18 protein-coding genes are annotated in these 23,388 nt (G+C 72.5%); 7 read left to right on the top strand and 11 right to left on the bottom strand.

The features are described from left to right. Window positions 1-25: 25 nt before the first annotated feature. Complete coding sequence (locus KUM03_RS30900; protein ID WP_217253803.1) at window positions 26-2,704, top strand: AAA family ATPase; 2,679 nt, start codon at window positions 26-28, stop codon at window positions 2,702-2,704. Between the two features lie 2 nt (window positions 2,705-2,706). Here KUM03_RS30900 and pcaD read toward each other — a convergent pair whose 3' ends face one another. The 7 genes from pcaD to KUM03_RS30865 are packed head-to-tail and all read right to left on the bottom strand — an operon-like array spanning window position 2,707 to window position 9,151. Next, on the bottom strand, window positions 2,707-3,828 hold the full coding sequence (pcaD, locus tag KUM03_RS30895; RefSeq protein ID WP_217253801.1) for a 3-oxoadipate enol-lactonase: 1,122 nt from the start codon (window positions 3,826-3,828) through the stop codon (window positions 2,707-2,709). Continuing rightward, window positions 3,825-5,153: a 3-carboxy-cis,cis-muconate cycloisomerase gene (gene pcaB / locus KUM03_RS30890; protein ID WP_217253798.1), complete on the bottom strand. Its 1,329-nt coding sequence runs from the start codon at window positions 5,151-5,153 to the stop codon at window positions 3,825-3,827. Before pcaB ends, pcaD begins: the two co-directional genes overlap by 4 nt. Then, window positions 5,150-5,755, bottom strand: a complete 606-nt coding sequence (pcaG, locus tag KUM03_RS30885) for a protocatechuate 3,4-dioxygenase subunit alpha (RefSeq protein WP_217253795.1) — start codon at window positions 5,753-5,755, stop codon at window positions 5,150-5,152. Before pcaG ends, pcaB begins: the two co-directional genes overlap by 4 nt. A gap of 5 nt (window positions 5,756-5,760) precedes the next feature. Continuing rightward, entirely contained in the window at window positions 5,761-6,534 is a 774-nt protein-coding gene (gene pcaH / locus KUM03_RS30880; RefSeq protein WP_217253793.1) for a protocatechuate 3,4-dioxygenase subunit beta, read from the bottom strand. 18 nt (window positions 6,535-6,552) lie between these two features. Next, window positions 6,553-7,755, bottom strand: coding sequence for a thiolase family protein (locus KUM03_RS30875; protein ID WP_217253791.1), 1,203 nt, complete (start codon window positions 7,753-7,755; stop codon window positions 6,553-6,555). After that, entirely contained in the window at window positions 7,752-8,396 is a 645-nt protein-coding gene (locus KUM03_RS30870) for a CoA transferase subunit B (protein WP_217253789.1), read from the bottom strand. Before KUM03_RS30870 ends, KUM03_RS30875 begins: the two co-directional genes overlap by 4 nt. After that, the gene (locus tag KUM03_RS30865; protein ID WP_217253787.1) at window positions 8,396-9,151 is read right to left on the bottom strand and encodes a CoA transferase subunit A; all 756 of its coding nucleotides are present in this window, start codon (window positions 9,149-9,151) and stop codon (window positions 8,396-8,398) included. Before KUM03_RS30865 ends, KUM03_RS30870 begins: the two co-directional genes overlap by 1 nt. 192 nt (window positions 9,152-9,343) lie before the next feature. On the opposite strand from KUM03_RS30865, the gene KUM03_RS30860 reads away from it, so the two are divergent. Next, on the top strand, window positions 9,344-9,808 hold the full coding sequence (locus tag KUM03_RS30860) for a MarR family winged helix-turn-helix transcriptional regulator (RefSeq protein ID WP_217253785.1): 465 nt from the start codon (window positions 9,344-9,346) through the stop codon (window positions 9,806-9,808). A 13-nt stretch (window positions 9,809-9,821) separates the two neighbouring features. Here the strand turns inward: KUM03_RS30860 and KUM03_RS30855 are convergent, their stop codons facing one another. Then, window positions 9,822-10,814 (bottom strand): DUF3048 domain-containing protein, encoded by a 993-nt coding sequence (locus KUM03_RS30855; RefSeq protein WP_217253783.1) that lies wholly within the window; start codon window positions 10,812-10,814, stop codon window positions 9,822-9,824. Window positions 10,815-11,035: 221 nt separating this feature from the next. Between KUM03_RS30855 and KUM03_RS30850 the strand changes: the two genes are divergently transcribed. Further along, window positions 11,036-12,226 (top strand): zinc-dependent alcohol dehydrogenase, encoded by a 1,191-nt coding sequence (locus tag KUM03_RS30850; protein WP_217253781.1) that lies wholly within the window; start codon window positions 11,036-11,038, stop codon window positions 12,224-12,226. A gap of 13 nt (window positions 12,227-12,239) precedes the next feature. On the opposite strand, the gene KUM03_RS30845 is transcribed toward KUM03_RS30850, so the two are convergent. Then, window positions 12,240-13,307 carry an ATP-dependent DNA ligase gene (locus tag KUM03_RS30845; RefSeq protein WP_217254080.1) on the bottom strand — a complete coding sequence of 356 codons (1,068 nt, stop codon included), beginning with the start codon at window positions 13,305-13,307 and terminating at the stop codon, window positions 12,240-12,242. A gap of 196 nt (window positions 13,308-13,503) precedes the next feature. Between KUM03_RS30845 and KUM03_RS30840 the strand changes: the two genes are divergently transcribed. Further along, window positions 13,504-15,198: a TlrC/CarA/OleB/SrmB family ABC-F type ribosomal protection protein gene (locus KUM03_RS30840; RefSeq protein WP_217253779.1), complete on the top strand. Its 1,695-nt coding sequence runs from the start codon at window positions 13,504-13,506 to the stop codon at window positions 15,196-15,198. 97 nt (window positions 15,199-15,295) lie between these two features. Then, complete coding sequence (ligD, locus tag KUM03_RS30835) at window positions 15,296-16,321, top strand: non-homologous end-joining DNA ligase (RefSeq protein ID WP_217253777.1); 1,026 nt, start codon at window positions 15,296-15,298, stop codon at window positions 16,319-16,321. 12 nt (window positions 16,322-16,333) lie between these two features. Here the strand turns inward: ligD and KUM03_RS30830 are convergent, their stop codons facing one another. Both KUM03_RS30830 and KUM03_RS30825 read right to left on the bottom strand, forming a co-directional pair. After that, the gene (locus tag KUM03_RS30830) at window positions 16,334-18,526 is read right to left on the bottom strand and encodes an OmpL47-type beta-barrel domain-containing protein (protein WP_217253775.1); all 2,193 of its coding nucleotides are present in this window, start codon (window positions 18,524-18,526) and stop codon (window positions 16,334-16,336) included. A 14-nt stretch (window positions 18,527-18,540) separates the two neighbouring features. Beyond that, window positions 18,541-21,018, bottom strand: a complete 2,478-nt coding sequence (locus tag KUM03_RS30825; RefSeq protein ID WP_217253773.1) for a ThuA domain-containing protein — start codon at window positions 21,016-21,018, stop codon at window positions 18,541-18,543. 210 nt (window positions 21,019-21,228) lie between these two features. Here KUM03_RS30825 and KUM03_RS30820 point away from each other — a divergent pair, with 210 nt between their 5' ends. Together KUM03_RS30820 and KUM03_RS30815 are read left to right on the top strand one after the other, a co-directional pair. Then, window positions 21,229-22,239 carry a multicopper oxidase domain-containing protein gene (locus KUM03_RS30820; RefSeq protein WP_217253771.1) on the top strand — a complete coding sequence of 337 codons (1,011 nt, stop codon included), beginning with the start codon at window positions 21,229-21,231 and terminating at the stop codon, window positions 22,237-22,239. Between the two features lie 87 nt (window positions 22,240-22,326). Beyond that, complete coding sequence (locus KUM03_RS30815) at window positions 22,327-23,376, top strand: LacI family DNA-binding transcriptional regulator (protein WP_217253769.1); 1,050 nt, start codon at window positions 22,327-22,329, stop codon at window positions 23,374-23,376. The last annotated feature ends 12 nt before the right edge of the window (window positions 23,377-23,388 follow it).

The raw sequence follows: 23,388 nt of genomic DNA, 5'->3' as shown, positions 1-23,388 counted from the left end.
TCGGGCGACTTGGGGAGGTAGCGGGATGACGGAGGTAGGGCGGACGGCCGCCGCCTCGGCCTCCCTCTGGGAGCGCGACGAGGAGATCGCCACCATCACGCGGGCGGTCGACACCCTGTGCGCGGACCGGTCCTCGCCCGGCACCCTCCTGGTGGCCCGGGGCGAGGCCGGACTCGGCAAGACCGCGCTGCTCGCCGAGACCCGCCGCATCGCCGAGGCGCGGGGCTGCACCGTCTGGTCGGCGCGCGGCGGCGAGACCCTCAGGTCCGTCCCCTTCAACGTCGTGCGCCAACTCCTCCAGCCCGCGCTGGTGTCCATGCTCCCCGAGGAGGCGCGCGAGTACCTCGGCGACTGGTACCACATCGCCGGCCCCGCCCTCGGCATAGCGGACCCGGGGGAGCGGCAGGCCGACCCGCAGGGCGTGTGCGACGGCCTGGTCGCCGCCGTACGCCGGCTCGCCCGCCGGGAGTGGCCCCTGGTCCTGCTGGTCGACGATGCCCACTGGGCCGACCAGGAGACCCTGCGCTGGCTCGCCGCGCTCGCCGAACGGCTCGACGAGACCTCCGTCCTGGTCGTCGTCGCCCGCCGCCCCGGTGACGTCAGCGGCGACAGCGCCCGCCACCTGGACGCGGCCGCCGCCGCGGGCCGGCCGCTCCTCCCGATGAACGTCCTCAGCCCCGACGCGACCGCCGGTCTCACCCGGGCCACCCTCGGCGACCACGCGGACGCCGCGTTCTGCCGCGAGGTGTGGGCCGTCACCGGCGGCAACCCCTACGAGACCGTCGAACTCCTCGCCAAGGTCCAGGACAGCGAAATGCAACCGGTCGAGGCGGAGGCCGCCGAACTGCGCGACCTGAACCGCTCCGCGCGCGGCGGCGGCCTCGTGGCCCGCCTGGAGCAACTCGGCGCCGACTCCACCCGGTTCGCCTGGGCCGCCGCCATCCTCGGCGACGGCATCACCGTCGACATGGTGGCGCGGCTCCTCACCCTCGACCGCGCCGACGCCGCCCGCTGCGCCGAACTCCTGCGCGGCGCCCGCATCCTCACCGCACCCGACCCCGCGTCGGGCCGGCCGGACGCGGACGACCTGGAGTTCGTCCACCCCCTGATCGCCACCGCCGTCTACAACTCCATCCCCGGCGCGTTGCGCACGGCGATGCACGGCATAGCGGCCCAACTGGTCGCCGACTCCAGGCTCGGCGCGGCGGCCGCCTCCCGCCACCTCCTCAAGGTGTACCCCGACGACGATCCGGAGGTCGTCGGCCAGCTGCGCGACGCCGCCCGCGAACACCTCGCCGTCGGCGCCCCCGAAGCCGCCCGCCGCTGCCTCGAACGGGCCCTGAAGGAACCGCCGCTACCCGAGGTCCATGCCAAGGTGCTCTACGAACTGGGCTGCGCCACCCTGCTCACCGCGCCCGCCACGACCATCGGCCACCTGCGCACCGCCCTCACCATGCCCGGCCTCGACGGCGAACAGCGCGTCAACGCGGTCTTCCGGCTCTCCGAGGCCCTGCTCCACAACGACCAGCTGGAAGAGGCCGTCCGCACCGTCCAGGCGGAGGCCGCCCGCAACCCGGACCCGTCCGTCCGGCTGCGGCTCCAGGCCGTCCAGTACATGTGGGAGGGCATCCACCCCGGCGAGACCTCCTCACCCGGACGGTCCGAACGCCTCGCCGAACTCGCCGCCACCTGCACCGGCCGCGACAACGCGGAACGCGCCCTGCTCATCCTGCGCGGCTTCGACGCCATGACCCGAGGCGAGAACGCCGAAGAGGTCGTCGAACTCTGCGACCGGGCCCTCGTCAACGGCCGCCTCGCCCCCGGGCTCGGCTGGACCGACACCGAGTGGGGCCTCGAACTGCCGATGATGCTGGCGACCTCCTACGCCTACACCGACCGGCTCGACCGGGCGGAGGCGCTGTTCACCGAGGCACTGAACACGTACGACACGGCCGGCTGGAGCGGCGGCCATCTCGCCCTCGCGCACGCCTACGTCGGTCTCGGCCACCGCAGGCGCGGCCGGCTGAGGGAGGCCGAGAAGTCCCTGCGCGAATCGCTGCGCATCGCCGAACGCGTCGGCCGCGGACTGCCGCTGTACTGGTCCGCGACCTGCAACCTGATCGACACGCTGCTCGCCCGCGGCCACGTCGAGGAGGCCCGGTCCGTCGCCGACCGGTACGGCTTCGACCCGCCCTACCCGTCCACCATCGTGCTGCCCGACCCGCGCCCCGTGCGGGCCCGGCTGCTGCTCGCGACCGGACGCACCAAGGAGGGCGTCAACGAGCTGGAGACCGCCGAGAAGGCGGCCGCCGCACGCGGCCGGCACAACCCGGTGGTGCACCCCTGGACGACCGAACTGGCCCGCGCCCTCGCCACGGAGGACCCCGGCCGCGCCGCCCGGCTCGTCACCGACGCCCGCCGCCACGCCGAGCGCTTCGGCACGGACACCGCGATAGGGGAGGCCCTGCGCTGCGCCGCCGCGCTGGAGACCGGCCAGCGCGCGGTCCGGCTCGCCGCACAGGCCGTCGCCTACCTGGAGGCGTCACCCTGCCAGTACGAGCACGCCGCCGCCCGCGTCGAGTACGGCATCGCGGCCCGCTCGGAGGCCGAGCTGCGCCGCGGCCTGGACCTGGCGGACTCGTGCGGCGCGGACGGGCTGGTGGCGCGGGCCCGCGAGGCGCTGGCGGCGGGGCACGTGGGCTGAGGTCAGCCGGCCGCGCCGTCCTCCTCGGCCAGCACCCGCTGGGCCGCCGCGAACGCCGAGTTCGCCGCCGGGACCCCGCAGTACACCGCCGTCTGCAGCAGCACCGCGCCGATCTCGTCCGGCGACAGTCCGTTGCGTCGCGCCGCCCGCACGTGCATCGCCAGCTCCTCGTAGTGGCCGTGCGCGACCAGCGCGGTCAGCGTGATCATGCTCCGCTCGCGGCGGGACAGCGTCTCGTCCGTCCAGATCTCTCCCCAGGCGTAGCGCGAGATGAAGTCCTGGAAACGCGCCGTGAAGGGGGTCTGCCGCCCCTGCGCCCGGTCCACGTGCGCGTCGCCCAGCACCTCGCGCCGCACCGCCATGCCCCGCCGGGCGCCGCCGTCGAAGTGCGCCCGCAGCGCGGTCAGCACCGCCTCGGGCCGCTCCGCCGGCGCCAGGTGCGAGGCGCCCGGCAGCTCGGTCAGCGTCGCGCCCGGCACCGCGTCGGCGATCTCCCGCAGATGAGCGGGCGGTGTCGCCGGGTCCTCGCGGCCCGCGATCAGCAGCGTCGGCACGCCGATCTCGCCGAGCCGGTCCCGCAGGTCGAAGGCGGCCAACGCGTCGCAGCAGGCGGCGTACGCCCCGGGGTCGGCGTCCCGGTGGTCCTGGACCAGCCGCGGCACGGTGAACCCGGGCGTGAACCACCGCCCGTCCGCCCCGTCCGCGAGCTTCGCCAGCCCTTCCGCGCGCACCGTCGCGGCCCGCTCCTCCCACGCCTTGGCACCGTTGAAGTGCGCCGACGAGCAGACGACGGCCAGCGACGACACCCGCTCGGGATGGTGCACGGCCAGGTGCAGCCCCACCGCGCCGCCCAGCGACACGCCCGCGTAGGCGAACCGTTCCACCCCGAGCGAGTCGGCGAGCGCGAGCACCAGACCGGCGAGGTCGCCGACGGTGGCGCCCGGCCCGATCAGCTCCGCCGCCGAACCGCCGTGACCGGGCAGGTCCCAGCGGACCACCCGGTGGCCGATGGACAGCTCCGGCGCCACCTTGTCCCACAGGGCGTACGAGGTGCCCAGCGAGGGCCCGAGCAGCAGCGGGGGAGCGGAGGCGGGGCCTTCGGTCAGGTGGTTGAGGAGGGTCAACGTCGCTCCAGAGCACGGTCGGTCAGGGCTCCCGCGGAGCCGGTATAACGGGCGGGGTCGGTCAGTGAGCCGAGGTCGACGTCCTTCAATTCAGGCACCTCGGCCAGCAGCTCGCCCAGACTGCGGTTCTCGGCGTACGTCCGCCGGGCCAGCTCGGTCAGCAGCTCCTTGGCGCGGGCCCGCCCGAGCACCGGCGCCAGTTCGGCGGAGAGCCGCTCGGACACGATCAGCCCGTGCGTCAGGCCGAGGTGCGCGCGCATGACGTCCGGGCGCACCCGGAGCCCTTCGGTCAGCTCGGCGGCGTCCCGGGCCGCGCCGCCGGTGAGCCGCAGCAGGTCCCGCAGCGGCTCCCACTCGGCGTGCCAGGCCCCGGCCGGCCGCTCGTCCCCGGCGGCCAGCGAGCCGTACAGCGTGGCCGCGAGCTGCGGCGCGCGCCGGGCCGCCGCCGCGATCAGCGTGGACCGTACGGGGTTGGCCTTGTGCGGCATCGCGGACGAACCGCCACCGCTGCCCTCGGCCACCTCGCCGATCTCGGTGCGGGACAGCGTCAGCACGTCCGTGGCGATCTTCCCGAGGGCCCCGGCGGCGAAGGCGAGGCAGCCGGCCAGGTCGGCCACCGGGGTGCGCAGGGTGTGCCAGGGCAACAGCGGTGCACGCAGGTCCAGTTCGCGCGCGTACGCCGTCGGCAGCGCGACCGGCTCCGCGGCCCCGTACGCCTCGAAGGCCGCCAGGGTGCCCGCCGCGCCGCCGAGCTGGGCGGGCAGCCCGCCGCGTACGGCGGTGATCCGGTCCCGCGCGTCCAGCACCAGCGTGCGCCAGCCGGCCGCCTTCAGTCCGAAGGTCGTCGGCACGGCGTGCTGGGTGAGCGTCCGGCCCGGCATCGCCGTGTCCCGGTGGTCGGCGGCCAGCCGGGCCAGCGCCCGTTCGGTGCGGGCGAGGTCGGGGAGCAGCAGATCGAGGGTGCGGGCGGCGACCAGCATCGTCGCCGTATCCAGGATGTCCTGGCTGGTCGCGCCCCGGTGGACGTACGGCCCGTACTCCTCGCCGACCGCCTTGGTCAAGTCGGCCACCAGCGGGATCACCGGATTCCCGCCGGCGCGGGCGCGCTCGGCCAGGGAGCGCGCGTCGAAGCGGGCGGGGTCGGCCGCCTCGGTCACCGCGGCCGCCGCCTCGGCGGGGGCGAGTCCCAGTGCGGCCTGGGCCCGGGTCAGGGCCGCCTCCGCGTCAAGAAGCGCCCGCAGCTGGGCGCGGTCGTCGGTCGCGTCGGCGGCCGGTGTGCCCGCCCACCCGGGGGCGAGCAGGCCCGTGTCGGCAGCTGATGTCACTGGAACTCCAGGAAGACCGTCTCGCCTTCGCCCTGAAGGCGGATGTCGAAACGGTACGTCCCGTGGCCCTCGTCCACGGCGATCAGCGTGTCGCGGCGCCCGGCGTCCACCCGGGACAGCAGCGGGTCCGCGGCCAGCGCCGCCGCGTCGCCCGGCAGGTAGATCCGGGTGAACAGGTGCACCAGCAGCCCGCGCGCGAACACGCACACGCTGACGTACGGCGCGCTGTTCCCCCGTGCGCCTGGGCGAAGGGTCCGCGCGTACCAGTGGCCGTTCGCGTCGGTCTGGATGCGGCCGAAGCCGGTGAACTCCACGCCGTTGCGGCCGAGGAAGCCGCCGGAGGCCGGGTCGCGCCGCATCGAGCCGTCGGCGGTCGGCAGCTCGCCGTCCGGGCCCGGCCCCCACACCTCCAGCAGCGCGTCCGGCAGCGGGTCGCCCTCGCCGTCGTACACGTACCCGTGCACCGTGATCGTGTCGGGGTGGCCGACGGGCGCGATGTCCTCGCCGCCGCGGAAGGGCAGCGCGTACCCGTAGAACGGGCCGACCGTGTGCGACGGCGTCGGCAGCACGTTCTCCGGGCTGCTGGTGTCGATCTTCGTCATGGCGGTCAGCGTCCTTCTTCGATCCAGGTGGCGTTCGGGCCGTCGAGCACGATGTCCCAGTGGTAGCCGAGCGAGAACTCGGGCACGGACAGGCTGTGGTCGTACGTCGCTATGAGCCGCTGCCGGGCGGCGTCGTCCGTCACGGACTGGAGGATCGGGTCGTACGGGAACAGCGGGTCGTTCGGGAAGTACATCTGCGTCACGAGCCGCTGTGTGAACGCCGAGCCGAACACCGAGAAGTGGATGTGGGCCGGGCGCCAGGCGTTGACGTGGTTGCGCCACGGGTAGGGGCCCGGCTGCACGGTGGTGAAGCGGTAGAAGCCGTCGTCGTCGGAGAGGGTGCGGCCCACTCCGGTGAAGTTCGGGTCCAGCGGCGCGTCGTGCTGCTCGCGCTGGTGGGCGTAGCGGCCGGCCGAGTTGGCCTGCCAGATCTCCACGAGCTGGCCGCGCACGGGCTTGCCGTTCCGGTCGAGCAGGCGGCCGGAGACGGTGATCCGCTCGCCGACCGGCTCCCCGGTGTGCTGCCGGGTCAGGTCGTTGTCGACGACCGTGATGTCCCGTTCGCCGAAGGCGGGGGAGGACAGCTCCACCAGCTCCGGGTCCTTGGTCACGTCGATGGCGATCGGCGGCTGCTTGGGGTGGCGCAGCACCGAGGAACGGTACGGGGCGTAGTCGCGGCGCGGGTGGTGCTCGACGGGCCCGCCGTCGGCGACCCGCTTCTCGTACGCGGCGTGCTCGGCCGCGATCTCCGCGTCGATGTCGTGCTGGGTGAGAGTCATTGGAGGTCCCGTGGGTGACTAGCGGTCGAGGACGAGGGCGAGGCCCTGGCCGACGCCGATGCAGAGGGTGGCGACGCCGGTGCCGCTTCCCTTGCGGGCGAGCTGGTGGGCGACGGTGCCGGCGAGGCGGGCACCGGAGGCGCCCAGCGGGTGGCCCAGCGCGATGGCTCCGCCCTGGGGATTGAGGATCGCGGGGTCGAAGTCGGGCCACTCGGCGACGCAGCCCAGCACCTGGGCGGCGAACGCCTCGTTGAGTTCGAGGACGTCCAGGTCGGCGAAGGTGCGGCCGGCCTTGGCGAGGGCGCGGTTCACGGCCTCGACCGGCGCGAGCCCGAAGTAGTGCGGGTCGGTCGCCGAGGCACCCGTGGCGGAGATCCGGGCGAGGGGTTCGCGGCCGGTGGCCTTCAGGCCCTCCTCGTCGACCAGGAGGAGCGCCGCGGCGCCGTCGTTGAGCGGCGAGGCGTTCCCGGCGGTGACCGTGCCGTCGGTCTTGCGGAAGGACGGCTTGAGCTTCGCCATCGCCTCCAGGGACGCGGTGGGGCGTACGCATTCGTCGGCGGCGTAGTCGACCGGGTCGCCCTTGCGCTGCGGCACCGGGACCGGCGCGAGTTCGCCGTCGAACAGGCCGTCGGCCTGGGCGCGGGCGGCCTTGTGGTGGGAGGCGAGGGCGTACTCGTCCTGCTGCTCGCGGGAGATCTTGTGCTTGTCGGCAATGAGTTCGGCCGACTCGCCGAGGGGGATGGTCCACTGCGGGTCCATCCGCGGGTTGACCATGCGCCAGCCCAGGGTGGTCGAGTACAGCTCGGTGTGCCCGGCGGGGAAGGGCCGGTCCGACTTGGGCAGCACGTAGGGGGCGCGGGTCATGGACTCCACGCCGCCCGCCAGCGCGATCGACGCGTCGCCGACGGCGATGGCGCGGGCGGCCTGGATCACCGCTTCGAGGCCGGAGGCGCACAGCCGGTTCACGGTCACGCCGGGGACGGTGGTGGGCAGGCCTGCCAGGAGGGCGGCCATGCGGGCGACGTTGCGGTTCTCCTCGCCGGCCCCGTTGGCGTTGCCGAAGTACACGTCGTCGACGCGGGACGGGTCCAGGCCGGGTGTGCGGCCGAGGAGTTCACGGATGGCGTGTGCGGCCAGGTCGTCCGGGCGTACGCCCGTCAGGGAGCCGTTGTACTTGCCGAACGGGGTGCGGACCGCGTCGACGACGTAGACGTCCTTCACTTCAGGTCCTCCGCGACGGTGAGCTTGGCGTCGGTCTGGGCGGTGATCTCGTCGACGGTCGCACCCGGCGCGCACTCGACCAGGACGAGGCCGTCGTCGGTGACGTCCAGGACACCGAGGTCGGTGATGATCCGTTTCACACACGCCTTGCCCGTGAGCGGCAGCGCGCACTCCTGGAGGATCTTGGGCGAGCCGTCCTTGGCGGTGTGGGTCATCACGACGATCACGGTGCGGGCGCCGTGGACCAGGTCCATCGCGCCGCCGATCCCGGTGATCATCTTGCCGGGGATGGCCCAGTTGGCCAGGTCACCCGCGGCGGACACCTGCATCGCGCCCAGGACCGCGACGTCGATGTGCCCGCCGCGGATCATGCCGAAGGAGAGCGCCGAGTCGAAGAAGGAGGCGCCCGGCAGGACGGTGACGGTCTCCTTGCCGGCGTTGATCAGGTCCGGGTCCACCTCGTCGTCGGTCGGGTAGCGGCCGGTGCCCAGGATGCCGTTCTCGGACTCCAGGGTCACCTCCACGCCCTCGGGGAGGTAGTTCGGGATCAGCGTCGGCAGGCCGATGCCGAGGTTGACGTACTGGCCGTCCCGCAGCTCCCGGGCCGCCCGCGCGGCCATCTGTTCACGCGTCCAGGCCATCAGGAACTCACCGTCCGCCGCTCGATCCTCTTGTCCGCCGCCTGCTCGGTCGTCAGCGCGACCACCCGCTGCACGAAGATCCCCGGCAGGTGCACCGCGTCCGGGTCGATCCCGCCCGGCTCGACCAGCTCCTCCACCTCGGCGACCGTCACCCGGCCCGCCATCGCCGCCAGCGGATTGAAGTTCCGGGAGGACTTGTTGAACACCAGGTTCCCGTGCCGGTCGCCCCTGGCCGCCCGCACCAGCGCGAAGTCGGTGCGGATGCCGCGCTCCAGCACGTACTCCGTGCCGTCGAACTCGCGGACCTCCTTCGGCGGCGACGCCAGCGCGACCCCGCCGGAGCCGTCGTAGCGCCATGGCAGCCCGCCGTCGGCGACCTGCGTGCCCACCCCGGCCGGGGTGTAGAAGGCGGGGATCCCGGCCCCGCCGGCCCGCAGCCGCTCGGCCAGCGTGCCCTGCGGGATCATCTCCACCTCCAGCTCACCGCCGAGGTACTGGCGTGCGAACTCCTTGTTCGCCCCGATGTAGGAGCCGGTCACCCGGGCGATCCGCCCCGCCGCCAGCAGCACCGCCAGCCCGGACTCCATCGCCCCGCAATTGTTGGAGACGACCGACAGTCCACCGGTACCGCGCTCGTACAGCGCCTGGATCAGCACATTGGGCACACCACTGAGGCCGAAGCCGCCCACGGCGAGCGACGCGCCGTCCGGTATGTCGGCGACCGCCTCGGCGGCCGCGGCCACCACCTTGTCCATCCGAGAAGCCCCATCTCTTCAAATTAATCAGGGCACTGAGTATTTCAGCGAGGTTCCCCACACGCTGCCACCGGACGCCCGAAGCGTCAAGACCTGGGAAAATGGGAGGTAGATCGCCTGGCCCGGCCACGGACAGCCGAAGTGCGCCCGATGTATCGTCAGTGCACCGACGAAATGACCACAGGAGCGCACATGGCCGCGGTCGACCTGACCACCCACCCCGGGCACCTGGCCCGGCGGCTGCAGCAGGCGCACTACCTGCTGTGGAACACGATGGTCTCCGAGGAGATCACCTCGCCGCAGTTCGCGGTCCTCAACGCCCTGGTCGCCGAGCCGGGGCTGGACCAGCGCACGGCGGGGGAGCGGGTGGGGCTGGACCGGTCCACCATCGCCGAGGTGATCACCCGGCTCGGCCGCCGCGGGCTGCTGGACAAGGTCCGCGACCCGCAGGACGGCCGCCGTTTCCTGCTGCGCCCGACCGACGAGGGCCGCCGCGTCCACCGCAAGCTGGCCCTGCGCACGGCCCGCATGAACCAGGTCTTCCTCGCCCCGCTCTCCGCCGACGAGCAGACCGTGTTCTTCGACCTCATCCGCCGGGTCGCGGACGCCGCCGAAGGGCTCCGCAACCCGGCCGAACCGGCGAACGCGCCGGGCTGATCAGGGCCACGGGTCAGGACTTGTCCGCCGAGGTCGTCGAGTCGACGAACACCACCCACACCTGGCCCTCGGCGAAGTCCACAGGCGTGCCGTTCCGGGCGGTGAAGGCGGTGCCGTCCGTCGCCGTGCCGCGCTTCCAGGTCGCGTCGTACACGCGTCCGTCGCGCAGCACCTCCGCCTCCCCGGAACCGACCGACTCGACGTAGGGCGAGTAGTTGCCCCGGAAGTCCCGGAAGTCGGACTCGCGCACGTCCACGTGCTGCACGACGACCGTCGCCGGCGCGAGGCGCCCGCCGTCGGCCGTGCGGGCCGGGTCGCCGTCCATGCCGACCAGCCAGCGGTCACGGCTCTCGGACCAGGTGAAGGTGAAGGACGCCGACGGGTAGCGCACCGTGCGCGACGACACTTCCCGGCCGCCTGCGGGTGTCTTCTCGCCGTAGCGGAAACCCGTGGTCAGAGCGTCGGCCCCGGGAGGCCCGGACAGCAGCCGGCCGGGACGCACGTAGAGGTTGTGCGGGGCGGGCCGGTCCGCGTCGCGGACGTAGGCGTCGGAGTCCTCGCCCGGCGGCTCCGCACGCAGCGGCGCCTTGTCGATGAGCGGCAGCAGCTTGCTCTGCGCGCCGGAGAACGCCAGCGTCGGCCGGTCGAACTGGCGCAGCAGGTCGAGGTCCGACTCGCGGGCGCTGCGCACCGGCCCGACCGACTCCGGCAGCTCGGTCGCGTAGACCGCCATCAGGCGGCTCAGTCCGGCCTCCACCGGTTCCACGTAGACCACGTCCGCCGCCTCCAGGCCCGTCTGCGGGCGCGCCTGGCGCACGTTGTCCACCTTCACGGCCAGCACCGACGCCGGGTGGCCCGCCTCGGTGCTCGCCGAGCTCTCCGGGCTCGGTGCCCGTCCGTCCTCGCGTGCCCCGGGCCCACTCGTGCATCCCACCGCCGCCAGCGAGACCGCCACCGCCGCCGTCAGCAGCGCACCGCCTCGCCACCTGTGCGTCCTTCGTCGCATTCCGACCACCCGCCGCCCGTCCTCTGTCATCGATTGTGCGCTCTTTGAAACTATTAAGAGCTTTTAGTGCGATACCTGACCGGAACTGATACGGCACGCGGAGACGGGCGCATAATCCGCTGTTCGGACGAAACGGGTCCACGGTTCGGCGGACGACCGCCCGGGTACCCGGCCGCGGACGCAAGACCGACGCGCACGGGCGACGGAGGGAGCGCGAGGCGATGAAGGCAGTGACGTGGCAGGGCAAGCGGGACGTGCGGGTGGAGGAGGTGCCCGACCCGAAGATCCAGGAGCCGACGGACGCCGTCATCCGCGTCACGTCCTCCGGACTGTGCGGCTCCGACCTGCACCTGTACGAGGTGCTCACGCCGTTCATGACGCCGGGCGACATCCTCGGACACGAGCCCATGGGCATCGTGGAGGAGGTCGGGTCCGAGGTGAACGGACTGAAGCCCGGCGACCGGGTCGTCGTCCCGTTCCAGATCGCGTGCGGGCACTGCTTCATGTGCGGCACCGGACTGCCGACCCAGTGCGAGACGACCCAGGTCACCGGCGAGGGCATGGGCGCCCCGCTGTTCGGCTACACCCGCCTGTACGGTGCGATCCCCGGCGGTCAGGCCGAGTACCTGCGCGTGCCGCAGGCCCAGTACGGGCCGATCAAGGTGCCCGAGGGGCCGGCCGACGACCGCTTCGTCTACCTCTCCGACGTGCTGCCCACCGCCTGGCAGGCGGTCGAGTACGCCGCCGTCCCGCAGGGCGGCACCGTCGCGGTGCTCGGCCTCGGCCCGATCGGCGACATGGCCTGCCGGGTCGCCCGGGCGAAGGGGGTCGCGCGGGTCTTCGGCATCGACCTGGTGCCGGAGCGGCTGCGACGAGCCCGCGAGCGCGGCGTGGAGACCTACGACCTGCGCTCCTTCGACAACGAGAAGGAACTCGTCGCGGCGATCCAGGACGAGACCGGCGGCCGTGGACCGGACGCCGTGATCGACGCGGTCGGCACCGAGGCGCACGGTGGCGCCACCGCCAAGCTGATCCAGCAGGCCGCCGCGGTGATGCCCCGGGCCATCGGCGGCCCGCTGGCCGAGCGGTTCAGCGTCGACCGGCTCGCCGCCCTCTACACCGCCATCGACCTGGTCCGGCGCGGCGGCACGATCTCGCTGTCCGGCGTGTACGGCGGCATGGCCGACCCGATGCCGATGCTCACCCTGTTCGACAAGCAGATCCAGCTGCGGATGGGGCAGGCCAACGTGCGCCGCTGGAGCGACGAGATCATCCCGTACCTCACCGACGACGACCCCCTCGGCGTCGACGACTTCGCCACCCACCGGGTGCCGCTGACGGACGCGCCGCACGCGTACGAGATGTTTCAGAAGAAGCAGGACGGCGCGGTCAAGGTGCTCATGAAGCCCTGATCCGGCGGCGGTCTCAGGGGCCGCCCAGGATCTCCGCCAGGTCGTAGCGGACCGGCTCCTCCAGCTGGGCGTAGGTGCAGCTCTCCGGCGTCCGGTCCGGGCGCCAGCGGCGGAAGCGGGCGGTGTGTCTGAAGCGCGCCCCGTTCTCCATGTGGTCGTACGCCACCTCGACCACCCGCTCCGGCCGCAGCGGAACCCAGGACAGGTCCTTCTTGCCCGACCAGCGGCTGGGCGCGCCGGGCAGCCGCGCCGACTCGTGCGCCGACTCCTCGGCCCACGCCGCCCACGGGTGGCCCCGGACGTCGTCCATGCGCAACGGCTCCAGCTCCTCCACCAGCTCGGCGCGCCGCTTCATCGTGAACGCCGCGCTGACGCCCACGTGCTGGAGGGCGCCCTTGTCGTCGTAGAGGCCGAGCAGCAACGAGCCGACCACGGGGCCGCTCTTGTGCAGGCGGTACCCGGCGACGACCACGTCCGCCGTCCGCTCGTGCTTGACCTTGTACATGGCCCGTTCGTCCTGGCGGTAGCGCAGGTCGAGCGGCTTGGCGACGACCCCGTCCAGCCCGGCCCCCTCGTACTGCTCGAACCACTGCCGGGCCACCTCGATGTCGTCCGTCGCCGGCGCCACGTGCACCGGCGGGGTGACCCCGGACAGCGACCGCACCAGCAGCGCCCGCCGGTCCGCGAGCGGCGCGTCCAGCAGTGACTCGTCGTCCAGGGCCAGCAGGTCGAAGGCCACCAGCGAGGCCGGTGTCTTCTCGGCCAGCATCCGCACCCGGGAGTCCGCCGGGTGGATCCGCTCGGTCAGCGCGTCGAAGTCCAGGTGGCCCTCCCGCGCGATCACGATCTCGCCGTCCACCACGCACCGCTCGGGCAACCGCTCCCGCACCGCCGCCACCAGCTCCGGGAAGTACCTGGTCAGCGGCTTCCCGGTGCGGCTGCCGAGCTCGACCTCGGCACCGTCGCGGAACATGATCGACCGGAAACCGTCCCACTTGGCCTCGTAGTGCATGCCCGGCGGGATCTTCGCCACGGACTTGGCGAGCATCGGCTTCACGGGCGGCATGACGGGCAGGTCCAGGGTCATGGTCCGACTCTAGGAGCGGCCGCTGGAGCCCGCCTGTTAGCCTTGCCATGTGATCAGGTTCTACTACTTCTACATCTGATACCGCCCCGGGAGACCGGGCGCCGATGCCGCCGCGCGCAAGCGGCGTGATTCCGGCTGCCCCGCTCCGTATCGGTCACCTGTTCACTTCTTCCGATATGGCGGATCACCCATGCACCGGCGTACCTCTGACGCCCCCACCTGCCCCACCACCCCTGCCACGTCCACGCCCGGCTCGGGCGCCTTCCAGGTCGTCCTGGACGACGTCGTCCGCGCTCCCGGAGGCCGGCCGCTCCTGGACGGCGTCCACCAGTCGGTGTCCCTCGGCGAGCGCATCGGCGTCGTCGGCGAGAACGGCACCGGCAAGTCGACCCTGCTGCGCCTGCTGGCCGGCACCGACCGGCCCGACGCCGGACACGTCCGCGTCCACGCCCCGGGCGGCGCCGGATACCTGCCGCAGACCCCCGACCTCCCCCCGGACGACACCGTCCAGGACGCCGTCGACCACGCCCTCGCCGACCTGCGGGACCTGGAGGACGCCCTGCGCCGGGCCGAGCAGGCGCTGACCGAGGCCGGCCCCGACGAACTCGACGGGCTGCTCGCCACGTACGGCGAGCTCCTGGAGGCGTTCGAGGCCCGTGACGGCTACGCGGCCGACGCCCGCGTCGAGTCCGCCCTGCACGGACTGGGCCTGCGGCACATCACCCCCGACCGGCGCCTCGGCAGCCTCTCGGGCGGCGAGCAGGCCCGCCTGGGCCTGGCCTGCCTGCTGGCGGCCGCACCCCAGCTCCTGCTGCTCGACGAACCGACCAACCACCTCGACGTACCGGCCGTCGAGTGGCTGGAGGAGCACCTGCGCGCCCACCGCGGCAGCGTCCTGGCGGTCTCCCACGACCGCGTCTTCCTGGAACGCGTCGCCACCGCCCTGTGGGAGGTGGACGGCGAGCGCCGCACCGTGCACCGGCACGGCGGCGGCTACGCCGGGTACCTGCGGGCCAAGGCGGGCGCCCGGCGCCGCTGGGAACAGGAGCACGCCGACTGGCAGCGAGAGCTGGCCGAGCAGAGCGCCCTGGCCCGCCGCGCCGCCGACACCATGGCCGCCGGCCCCCGGCGCCGGGCCAACGCCGACCGCGAGGGCCAGCGCCACCAGCGCAGCGTGGAGAAACAGATCTCCGCCCGTGTACGGCAGGCGAAGGAACGGGTGCGGCGCCTGGAGGAGAACCCGGTGCCACCGCCCCCGGCGCCCCTGCGCTTCCGGGTGCGGGTCGAGGGCGGCGACGCGGGCCACCACGGCCCGCTGGCCGACCTGCACCGGGTCACCGTCGGCGACCGGCTCGACGTCCACGACTTCACCGTCGACCCGGGCGAACGGATCCTGGTCACCGGCGCGAACGGCGCCGGCAAGAGCACCCTGCTGCGGGTCCTCGCCGGCGACCTGCGCCCCGACCGGGGCACGTGCGCACGCCCACAGCGCGTCGGCTGGCTCCCCCAGGAGACCGCGGTCACCCACCCGCGGCGGACCCTGCTGGACGCCTACGCGGCCGGACTGCCCGGCGCCCCGGCCGAGCACCGCGGGGCACTGCTGGGCCTCGGCCTGTTCCGCCTCCCCGACCTGAGGACGGCCGTCGGCGACCTGTCCACCGGGCAGCTGCGCCGGCTGGCGCTGGCCCGGCTGCTGCGCGACCCGGTGGACCTGCTGCTCCTGGACGAGCCCACCAACCACCTCTCACCCGCGCTGGTGGAGGACTTCGAGGACGCCCTGCACCACTACCGCGGCGCCCTGGTCATGGTCTCCCACGACCGCATGGTGGCCCGGCGGTTCACCGGCCGCCGGGTCAGCATGAGCAACGGGTCCCTGGCCGAGTAGCGCGCGGTGCCGCCCGGGACGTCCGTACGCGAACGGACCCCCGGGCGGCCCGCCGCCTGATGTGCGAGGTGACCCGGGTGCGCCTACCGTGGCTCGCATGGCGGAAGCGGTGGAACTGGAAGCGGGCGGACGGACCGTGCGGCTGTCCAGCCCGGGCAAGGTCTTCTTCCCCGAGCACGGCTACACCAAGCTCGACCTGGCCCGCTACTACCAGGCGGTCGCCCCCGGCATCCTGCGCGCCCTGCGCGAGAGGCCCACCACCCTCCAGCGCTACCCGGACGGCATCACCGGCGAGTGGTTCTACCAGAAGCGCGCACCCAAGGGCATGCCCGACTGGATCCCCACCGCGCACATCACCTTCCCGAGCGGCCGCAGCGCCGACGAGATGTGCCCCACCGAGGAGGCGGCGGTGCTGTGGGCCGCCCAGTACGGCACCCTCACCTTCCACCCCTGGCCGGTGCGCCGCGACGACGTCGACCACCCCGACGAACTGCGCATCGACCTCGACCCGCAGCCCGGCACCGACTACGACGACGCCGCCCGCGCCGCCCACGAACTGCGCGCCGTCCTGGAGGAGTTCGGCGGGCTGCGCGGCTGGCCCAAGACCTCCGGCGGACGCGGCATCCACGTCTTCGTGCCGATCGAACCGCGCTGGACCTTCACCCAGGTGCGGCGCGCCGCCATCGCCGTCGGCCGCGAGATGGAACGGCGGATGCCCGAGCAGGTCACCATCAAGTGGTGGAAGGAGGAGCGCGGCGAGCGCATCTTCATCGACTACAACCAGACCGCCCGGGACCGCACCATCGCCTCCGCCTACTCCGTGCGCCCCCGCCCGGGCGCCCCGGTCTCCGCGCCCCTGACCTGGGACGAGGTGGGCGTCGCCCACCCGCAGGACTTCGACATCACGACCATGCCCGCGCGCTTCGCCGAACTCGGCGACGTGCACGCGGGCATGGACGAGCGTTCCCACTCCCTCGACGCCCTGCTGGAACTGGCGACGAAGGACGAGCACGACCACGGGCTCGGAGATCTGCCGTACCCGCCCGAGTATCCGAAGATGCCGGGGGAACCCAGCCGGGTACAGCCGAGCCGCGCGAAGAAGCCGCGCCCTCAGAAGAGCTGAAGAAGCGCTGAGCTACAGCTCCTTGATCCTCACGTCCCGGTACGACACCACGTCCGTCGTGCCGTGGACCTGGAGCCCGATGTAGCCGGAGGCGTACCGCCGCCCGTCCGTGCCCGGGTCGTCCGAGCGCGGCGGGTAGAAGTCCTGACCGCCGGTGTTGTCGAACTCGTTGATCAGCTTGCCGTTGCGGTAGATGGAGTAGTGCTGGTCGACCACGCGGATCTCGTAGTCGTTCCAGGTGCCCTTCTCCGTCACCCCGGCGCCGGCCAGGCCCACCCGGTCGAAGCCGTAGATCGACCCCGACTTGTACATGTCGCCGGTCGGGCTGTCGAACACCTGCACCTCGTGCCCGTACTTGATGGCGACCCACTCCGGCCGGGACTCCTCCGGGTGGTCGTGGACCTGCGGGAAGCGCACGAAGACGCCGCCGTTGGTGTTCGCGGTGCCCGCCGCGTCGTCCCGCCACTGGAGCTTCAGCGAGAAGTCGCCGTACTTGCGCTCCGGGAACCACAGCATGCCCATGCCGGGCGTGCTGGTGCTGGAGGTGATCGAGCCGTCCTCGTTCAGCGCGAACGAACCGCCGCCCACCTGCTGCCACTTGGCGAAGGACTCCTCGGAGCCGTCGAGGATCGCCCGGTAGCCCTCGGTCTGGCCGGGCACGCCGATCTTCGACTGACGGGCCGCCTTGTTGATGGCCCGGCCCTCACGCCGGTCGATGACGCCCTCGTCCCGCAGCGCCTCGACGACCTCGCGCACGTGCTTGAGGAACAGCTGCTGCGAGGACCAGTCCTTCTCGTCCTCGATCAGCTCGTTGATCCGGCACCGGTTGTTGGTGACCCGGTTCGGCACACCCGTGTCGACCGTGCCGACGATCACCGTGAGACGCTCGTCGTACTCCGGGCAGGGCGGCGGCGGCACCTGACCCGTCACCACCGTGAAGCTCACGGTCAGCGGTTCGGAGGTGTTGCCCGCCTTGTCGCTCGCCCGGTAGGCCACGGTGTGCCGGCCCACCCGGTCGACGACGACCGGCCCGGTGTACGCCAGGTAGGGCCCGGCGTCCAGCGAGTACTCGATGCCGGCCACCCCGGAACCACCCTCGTCGGTGGCGCTGACGGTCACCTTGGCGCTGCCGACGTAGGCGCCGTCGGAGTCCTTGCCGCCCTCCACGGTCGCGCCGGTCACCGGGGCGGTGGTGTCCTCGGGGGGAGCGGCGACGACGGTGAACGCGACGTTCTTCTCCGCCGCGACGTTGCCCGCCTTGTCGGTGGCGCGGTAGCGCACGGTGTGCTCGCCGACCTCGTGCACCATGACGGGCGCGGTGTAGGGCTGCCAGGCGCCGTCGGCACCGATGGCGTACTCGATGGTGTTGACGCCGGAACCGGTGTCGGAGGCGGTGACGGTCACCGTCGCCATGTCGATGTAGGCACCGTCCGGGTTCTGCTCACCGCTGATGGTCGCCGAGGTCTCCGGCGCGGTCGTGTCGTCGGTGTCGGGGGCGGCCACGGCGAACGTGACGCTCTTCTCCTCGGCGGCGTTGCCCGCCTTGTCGAAGGCGCGGTAGCGCACCGTGTGCTCACCGACCTGGTCGACGACGACCGGCGTGGTGTACGGCTGCCAGGCGCCGTCCGCGCCGATGGCGTACTCGATCCGCTCGACGCCGGAGCCGCCCTCGTCGGTGGCGGCGAGGGTCACGGTCGCGGAGCCGACGTAGGCGCCGTCGGCGTTCTGCGTGCCGCCGACCTCCGCCGACGTCGCGGGTGCCGTGGTGTCCTCGCCACCGCCGCCCTCGGTCACCACGAGCACGCCCTTCATCTCCCCGTGGCCGGGGATCGTGCAGTGGTAGAGGTACCGGCCGGGGGTGAGGGTGACCTCGGCGGTGTGCTTGCCGCCCTGGTCGTCGTTGGGGTTGGCCAGGATGTTCAGCTGGACGTCCTGGTTGTACTCGGGATCGCTGGTCACGAACGTCAGCGTGTGCGGCATGCCGGTGGTGTTACCGGTCGCCTCACTGTTCTCGAAGACGATCGTGGCCGGACCCGCCACCGCCGTCTCCGGCGCCGACGTGTACTTGGTGATGTCGTTCCCGGCGGTCCAGGTGAGGACCTGGTCCGCGGCCGGAGCCTGCGCCTCCGCCCTGGGCTGCCCGGAGGCGGACGTCGCCTGCAGTCCGAGCATCATCAGCAGGCCGGCCAGCAGCGCGGCCCACATTCTTCGTTGGCGTATCACTCGGTCCCCCTCGCCAGCTGTCCGGCGGCCGGCGTCGGGCCGCCGCCCTCGTAGGTGACCCGCCACAGGGCCGACTTGGAGTCCGAGGTGAAGAAGCCGCGGCCGTAGTCCAGGACGTACAGCGCGCCGTCCGGGCCGAACTTCCAGCCCATCAGGTTCTTGATGCCGTCGTTGCCGACCGGCACGATCTTCTTCAGCGACTCCGAGTGCACCGGCAGACCGCCGTCACCCAGCGTCTTCGGGTCCATCAGCACCGCGTTGCGCGGCTGGTCGGCGTCGTAGAAGTCACCGACGAACCACTTGCCGTCCCAGTACGCGGGCCACGCGACCTCGCTGTCGCTGTCCGCGTCGTAGCGGTAGACCGGGCCGTTCATCGCGGCCTGGCCGCCGCCCTTGAGCCAGGGCAGCCTGTAGGTGGCCTCGTCCTCCTCGTACGACGGGATGCCGTTCTCGTCGCGCGGGAAGTCGGGGCCGCCGCCCTGCGGCGAGTACCAGATGTTGTTGCCGGTCACCGGCGGCAGGTTGACCAGGCCGTCGTTGTTCGGCGACTCGTTCTTCGGGGCGTCGCAGTCGTACCAGCCCAGCGGCTTCGACGGGTCCGGCAGGTTCCGGTCCCGGTACGGCTGCTTGTTGCCCATGCAGTACGGCCACCCGCGGTTGCTCGCCTCGGTGATCGCGGCGAACGTGTCGTACTTCGCCGGACCCCACGTCGGCGACGGAGAACCGGCGTCCGGGCCGACCCAGCCCGCGTAGAGGACGTCGGTCTTCTTGTCGACGGAGATGCGCGCCGGGTTGCGGACGCCCATCACATAGATCTCGCCGCGCGTCTTGCCGCCGCCCTCGGCGGTCTCCTTCCCGGTGAACAGGTTGCCCTCGGGGAGCGTGTACGTCCCGTCCGGCTCCGGGTGGATGCGCAGGATCTTGCCGTTGAGGTTGTTGGTGTTGCCGGCGGTGCGGCGGGCGTCGGCGAAGGACACGCCCTTGAAGTTGGGCTCCGGGTTGTTGCCCGAGTAACCGCCGCTGAAGCCACTGGAGTTGTTGTCACCGGTGGCGATGTACAGGTTGCCCTTGGAGTCCCAGGCCATCCCGCCGCCCGCGTGGCAGCAGCTGTGGATCTGCACCGGCCACTTCAGCAGCACCTTCTCGCTGCCCAGGTCCAGCTTGTTGGTCGCCTGGTCGAGCGTGAAGCGGGAGACGCGCCGCTCGGCCATGTGGGTCTCGCGGTTGATCTCGGAGTGCGGCGTGTAGTGCAGGTACACCCACCCGTTCTCGTCGAACTTCGGGTCCAGCTCGATGCCGAGCAGGCCCTCCTCGACCTTGGTCAGCTCGTCGCCGCCGCCCTTGTTGCCGAAGACGGTCAGCTCACCGGCGAGGGTGACCTCCTTCGTCTCCGGGTCCCAGACGTGAATCTGGCCCTTGCCCTTGCCGATGTCCGGGTCGTTCCAGTCGGTGACCACGGGCTGGGAGGCGTCCGCGCCGCCCCGGCCGATGTAGAAGACGCGGCCGTCGGGGGCGGTGACCAGGCCGTGCGGTTCACCGATCTGGTCGTTCTGGCCGGGCTGGTTGGGCTCGGTCAGGCGCTCGGCCTTGTAGTTGCCGGTGATGGTCGCCTTGCAGTCGGCCTGCGCCAGTCGCGTGGTCCACATCAGGGCGCCGCGCAGATGGGCGCGGAAGTCGGTCTCGTCGTACGACGACACCGTGCCGCCCATGCCGGTGTAGAAGGACCGGCCGCCGTCGTAGTCACGGCACCAGCTCACCGGGTGGTCCCAGCCGTTGGCGCTCGCCCCGGGCTGGTAGGTCGACTCGCGAACCCTGGCGACCGTGTGCACCTCGCCGGAGGGGTTCTTCTGCCAGTTCAGCCACTCGTCGGGCCGCTTCCACTCCATCGGCAGGCCCTTGGTGGCCGGATGGCGCCGGTCACCGACCTCGACGACGGCCCGCTGGACCTTCGTGGGGCTGGAGGCCGCCGGGCGGGCGCCGACCAGACCGGTGAACCAGTCCGAGTACGGCTCCGCGCGGGCCGCGTCGTGGACGCCGACGAACCCGCCGCCGGCCTCCATGTACGCCTCCAGACCCGCCTCCTGGGCCGGTGTCAGGACGTCGCCGCCGCCGGTCAGGAACACGACCGCGTTGAAGCGGCTGAGCCTCTTGTCGTTGGTGAAGACGTTGGCGTTGTCGGTGGCCTCGACCCGGAAGCGTTCCTTCGCCGGGCCGGACAGCCCGATCCGCTCGATGGCCGAGATACCGGCGTTCACGACCGGTGACTCGTCGCCGGCCGCGGCGGATCCGTAGAAGATCAGCACCCGTACATTCGCGCCGCCGGGCGGCGACTTGATCGACATCGTTGTCAGGGACGGCTCCGGCGCCGGACGCGCACTGGCGGCAGGGCCGGCCAGCAGTCCCGCGGCGACGAAACCGGCGGTGGCGAACGTCGCCCAGCCTCTACTTCTCGCGCTCAACCCTCTTAAGGGCATGGGCACCTCCTAGGTCACGGCAGCAGCGCCAAGGAAGCTAGACCTCTTTGCGCGGTTCGCCAATAGGTATGACCGGGATCCAACGAACTTTGTCCTGAGTGTGGATAAACCAGTCGGCAGCCGGTACCGTCCCACAGGTTCATCACAGCCAATCAGGACGATCCATTGGCTAGGTCTCCGCAAATTCCGTCTCAGCGTGGGGAGTTCGGCATGGACAGGCGAGGCTTCAACCGACGCGTACTGCTGGGCGGCGCGGCCGTCGCGACATCGTTGTCCATCGCTCCGGAGACCGCGGGCGCGGCGGCCGAGGGCAAGGGGGTCACGGCGCCCACGGCACCGGCCGGCGGCGAGGTGAGACACATCAAGATGTACGCCGAGAAGCTGCCCGACGGCCAGATGGGCTACGGCCTGGAGAAGGGCAAGGCGTCCATCCCCGGCCCGCTGATCGAGCTCAACGAGGGCGACACGCTGCACATCGAGTTCACGAACACCATGGACGTGCGGGCGAGCCTGCACGTCCACGGCCTGGACTACGAGATCTCCAGCGACGGCACCGCCATGAACAAGAGCGACGTCGAGCCCGGCGGCACCCGCACCTACACCTGGCGCACCCACAAGCCCGGCCGCCGCCCGGACGGCACCTGGCGGGCGGGCAGCGCGGGCTACTGGCACTACCACGACCACGTCGTCGGCACCGAGCACGGCACGGGAGGCATCCGCAAGGGCCTGTACGGCCCGGTGATCGTGCGCCGCAAGGGCGACGTGCTGCCGGACGCGACCCACACGATCGTCTTCAACGACATGCTCATCAACAACCGCGACCCGCACACCGGACCGAACTTCGAGGCCACCGTGGGCGACCGCGTCGAGATCGTCATGATCACGCACGGCGAGTACTACCACACCTTCCACATGCACGGTCACCGCTGGGCCGACAACCGCACCGGCATGCTCACCGGCCCCGACGACCCGAGCCAGGTCATCGACAACAAGATCACCGGCCCCGCGGACTCCTTCGGCTTCCAGATCATCGCGGGGGAGGGGGTGGGCGCCGGGGCGTGGATGTACCACTGCCACGTGCAGAGCCACTCCGACATGGGGATGGTGGGGCTGTTCCTGGTGAAGAAGCCGGACGGCACGATCCCCGGCTACGACCCGCACGAGCACGCGCACGGCGGCGGTGGCGAGCAGACCGCGGAGGCGCCCGCGCACCAGCACTGACGGGTTCGGCGGACGGTGACGAGAGCGCTCTCTCCCGTCCGGTGGCTGCGGCTATCCTGGCCGCAGCCACCGACGAGGAGCCCAGAAGTGACCGACACAGCGCCACGTCCCACGCTGGAGGCCGTGGCCGAGCGGGCCGGGGTCTCGCGCGCCACCGTCTCCCGGGTGGTCAACGGGGCGCACGGGGTGCGCGAGGCGCTGGCCGAGCGGGTCCGGCGCGCGGTGGAGGAGCTCGGATACGTGCCCAACCAGGCCGCCCGCTCCCTCGTGACCAGGCGCCACGACGCCGTCGCCGTGGTCGCCGCCGAGCCGGAGACCCGGGTCTTCGCCGACCCGTACTTCGCCCAGCAACTCCGCGGCATCAGCAAGGAGCTGACCGCCCACGACAGCCAGCTCGTGCTGCTGCTCACCGAGGGCCGCGAGGACCACGCGCGCGTCGGCCGCTACCTGGCCGGCGGCCATGTCGACGGCGCGCTGGTCTTCTCCCTGCACCTCGACGACCCGCTGCCCGGCCTCGTCCGCGGCGCCGGTGTCCCGACCGTGTTCGGCGGGCGGCCCGGCTGGGACGACGGCCGGGACGACGTGGTCTACGTCGACAGCGACAACCGCGGCGGCGCCCGCGACGCCGTGCGCCACCTCGCCGGCCTCGGCCGCACCCGCATCGCGCACATCACCGGCCCGCTCGACCAGACCTCCGCCGCCGACCGGCTGGCCGGCTTCCGCGACGTGCGGGCGGACACCGACGAGGGGCTGGTCGCGCGCGGGGACTTCACCTCGGGCGGCGGCGAGCGGGCGATGCGGGAACTGCTGGACCGCCGCCCCGACCTGGACGCCGTGTTCGCCGCCAACGACCTCACCGCGGCGGGCGCCCTCAGGGTGCTGCGCGAGCGCGGACGCCGGGTGCCGGACGACGTGGCCGTGGTCGGCTTCGACGACATGCTGCCGGTCGCCGAGGAGACCGACCCGCCGCTGACCACGGTCCGTCAGGACATCGAGGAGATGGGCCGGCTGATGGCCCGCCTGCTCCTGCGCGGCCTGGACCGGGACCCGGGCACAGGGCCCACCGCGCCGTCCCCGACGGTCAGACGGTCGGGAGTCGTGCTGCCGACCACCCTGGTCCGCCGCGCGAGCGCGTGAGGCGGCGTGGAC

The organism is Streptomyces sp. AC602_WCS936 (genome assembly GCF_019049125.1).
Taxonomy (GTDB): Bacteria; Actinomycetota; Actinomycetes; order Streptomycetales; family Streptomycetaceae; genus Streptomyces.
The sequence above is the reverse complement of the archived record's forward strand: the minus strand, read 5'-3'. Positions and strand labels throughout refer to the sequence as shown.

Coding starts and splice junctions, on each gene's coding strand:
- pcaG (WP_217253795.1), bottom strand. CDS start 5,755: ATGACGAAGATCGACACCAGCAGCCCGGAGAACGTGCTGCCGACGCCG.
- KUM03_RS30870 (WP_217253789.1), bottom strand. CDS start 8,396: ATGGCCTGGACGCGTGAACAGATGGCCGCGCGGGCGGCCCGGGAGCTG.
- KUM03_RS30900 (WP_217253803.1), top strand. CDS start 26: ATGACGGAGGTAGGGCGGACGGCCGCCGCCTCGGCCTCCCTCTGGGAG.
- KUM03_RS30850 (WP_217253781.1), top strand. CDS start 11,036: ATGAAGGCAGTGACGTGGCAGGGCAAGCGGGACGTGCGGGTGGAGGAG.
- KUM03_RS30830 (WP_217253775.1), bottom strand. CDS start 18,526: ATGTGGGCCGCGCTGCTGGCCGGCCTGCTGATGATGCTCGGACTGCAG.
- ligD (WP_217253777.1), top strand. CDS start 15,296: ATGGCGGAAGCGGTGGAACTGGAAGCGGGCGGACGGACCGTGCGGCTG.
- pcaH (WP_217253793.1), bottom strand. CDS start 6,534: ATGACTCTCACCCAGCACGACATCGACGCGGAGATCGCGGCCGAGCAC.
- KUM03_RS30855 (WP_217253783.1), bottom strand. CDS start 10,814: ATGCGACGAAGGACGCACAGGTGGCGAGGCGGTGCGCTGCTGACGGCG.
- KUM03_RS30840 (WP_217253779.1), top strand. CDS start 13,504: ATGCACCGGCGTACCTCTGACGCCCCCACCTGCCCCACCACCCCTGCC.
- KUM03_RS30860 (WP_217253785.1), top strand. CDS start 9,344: ATGGCCGCGGTCGACCTGACCACCCACCCCGGGCACCTGGCCCGGCGG.
- KUM03_RS30865 (WP_217253787.1), bottom strand. CDS start 9,151: ATGGACAAGGTGGTGGCCGCGGCCGCCGAGGCGGTCGCCGACATACCG.
- KUM03_RS30825 (WP_217253773.1), bottom strand. CDS start 21,018: ATGCCCTTAAGAGGGTTGAGCGCGAGAAGTAGAGGCTGGGCGACGTTC.
- KUM03_RS30820 (WP_217253771.1), top strand. CDS start 21,229: ATGGACAGGCGAGGCTTCAACCGACGCGTACTGCTGGGCGGCGCGGCC.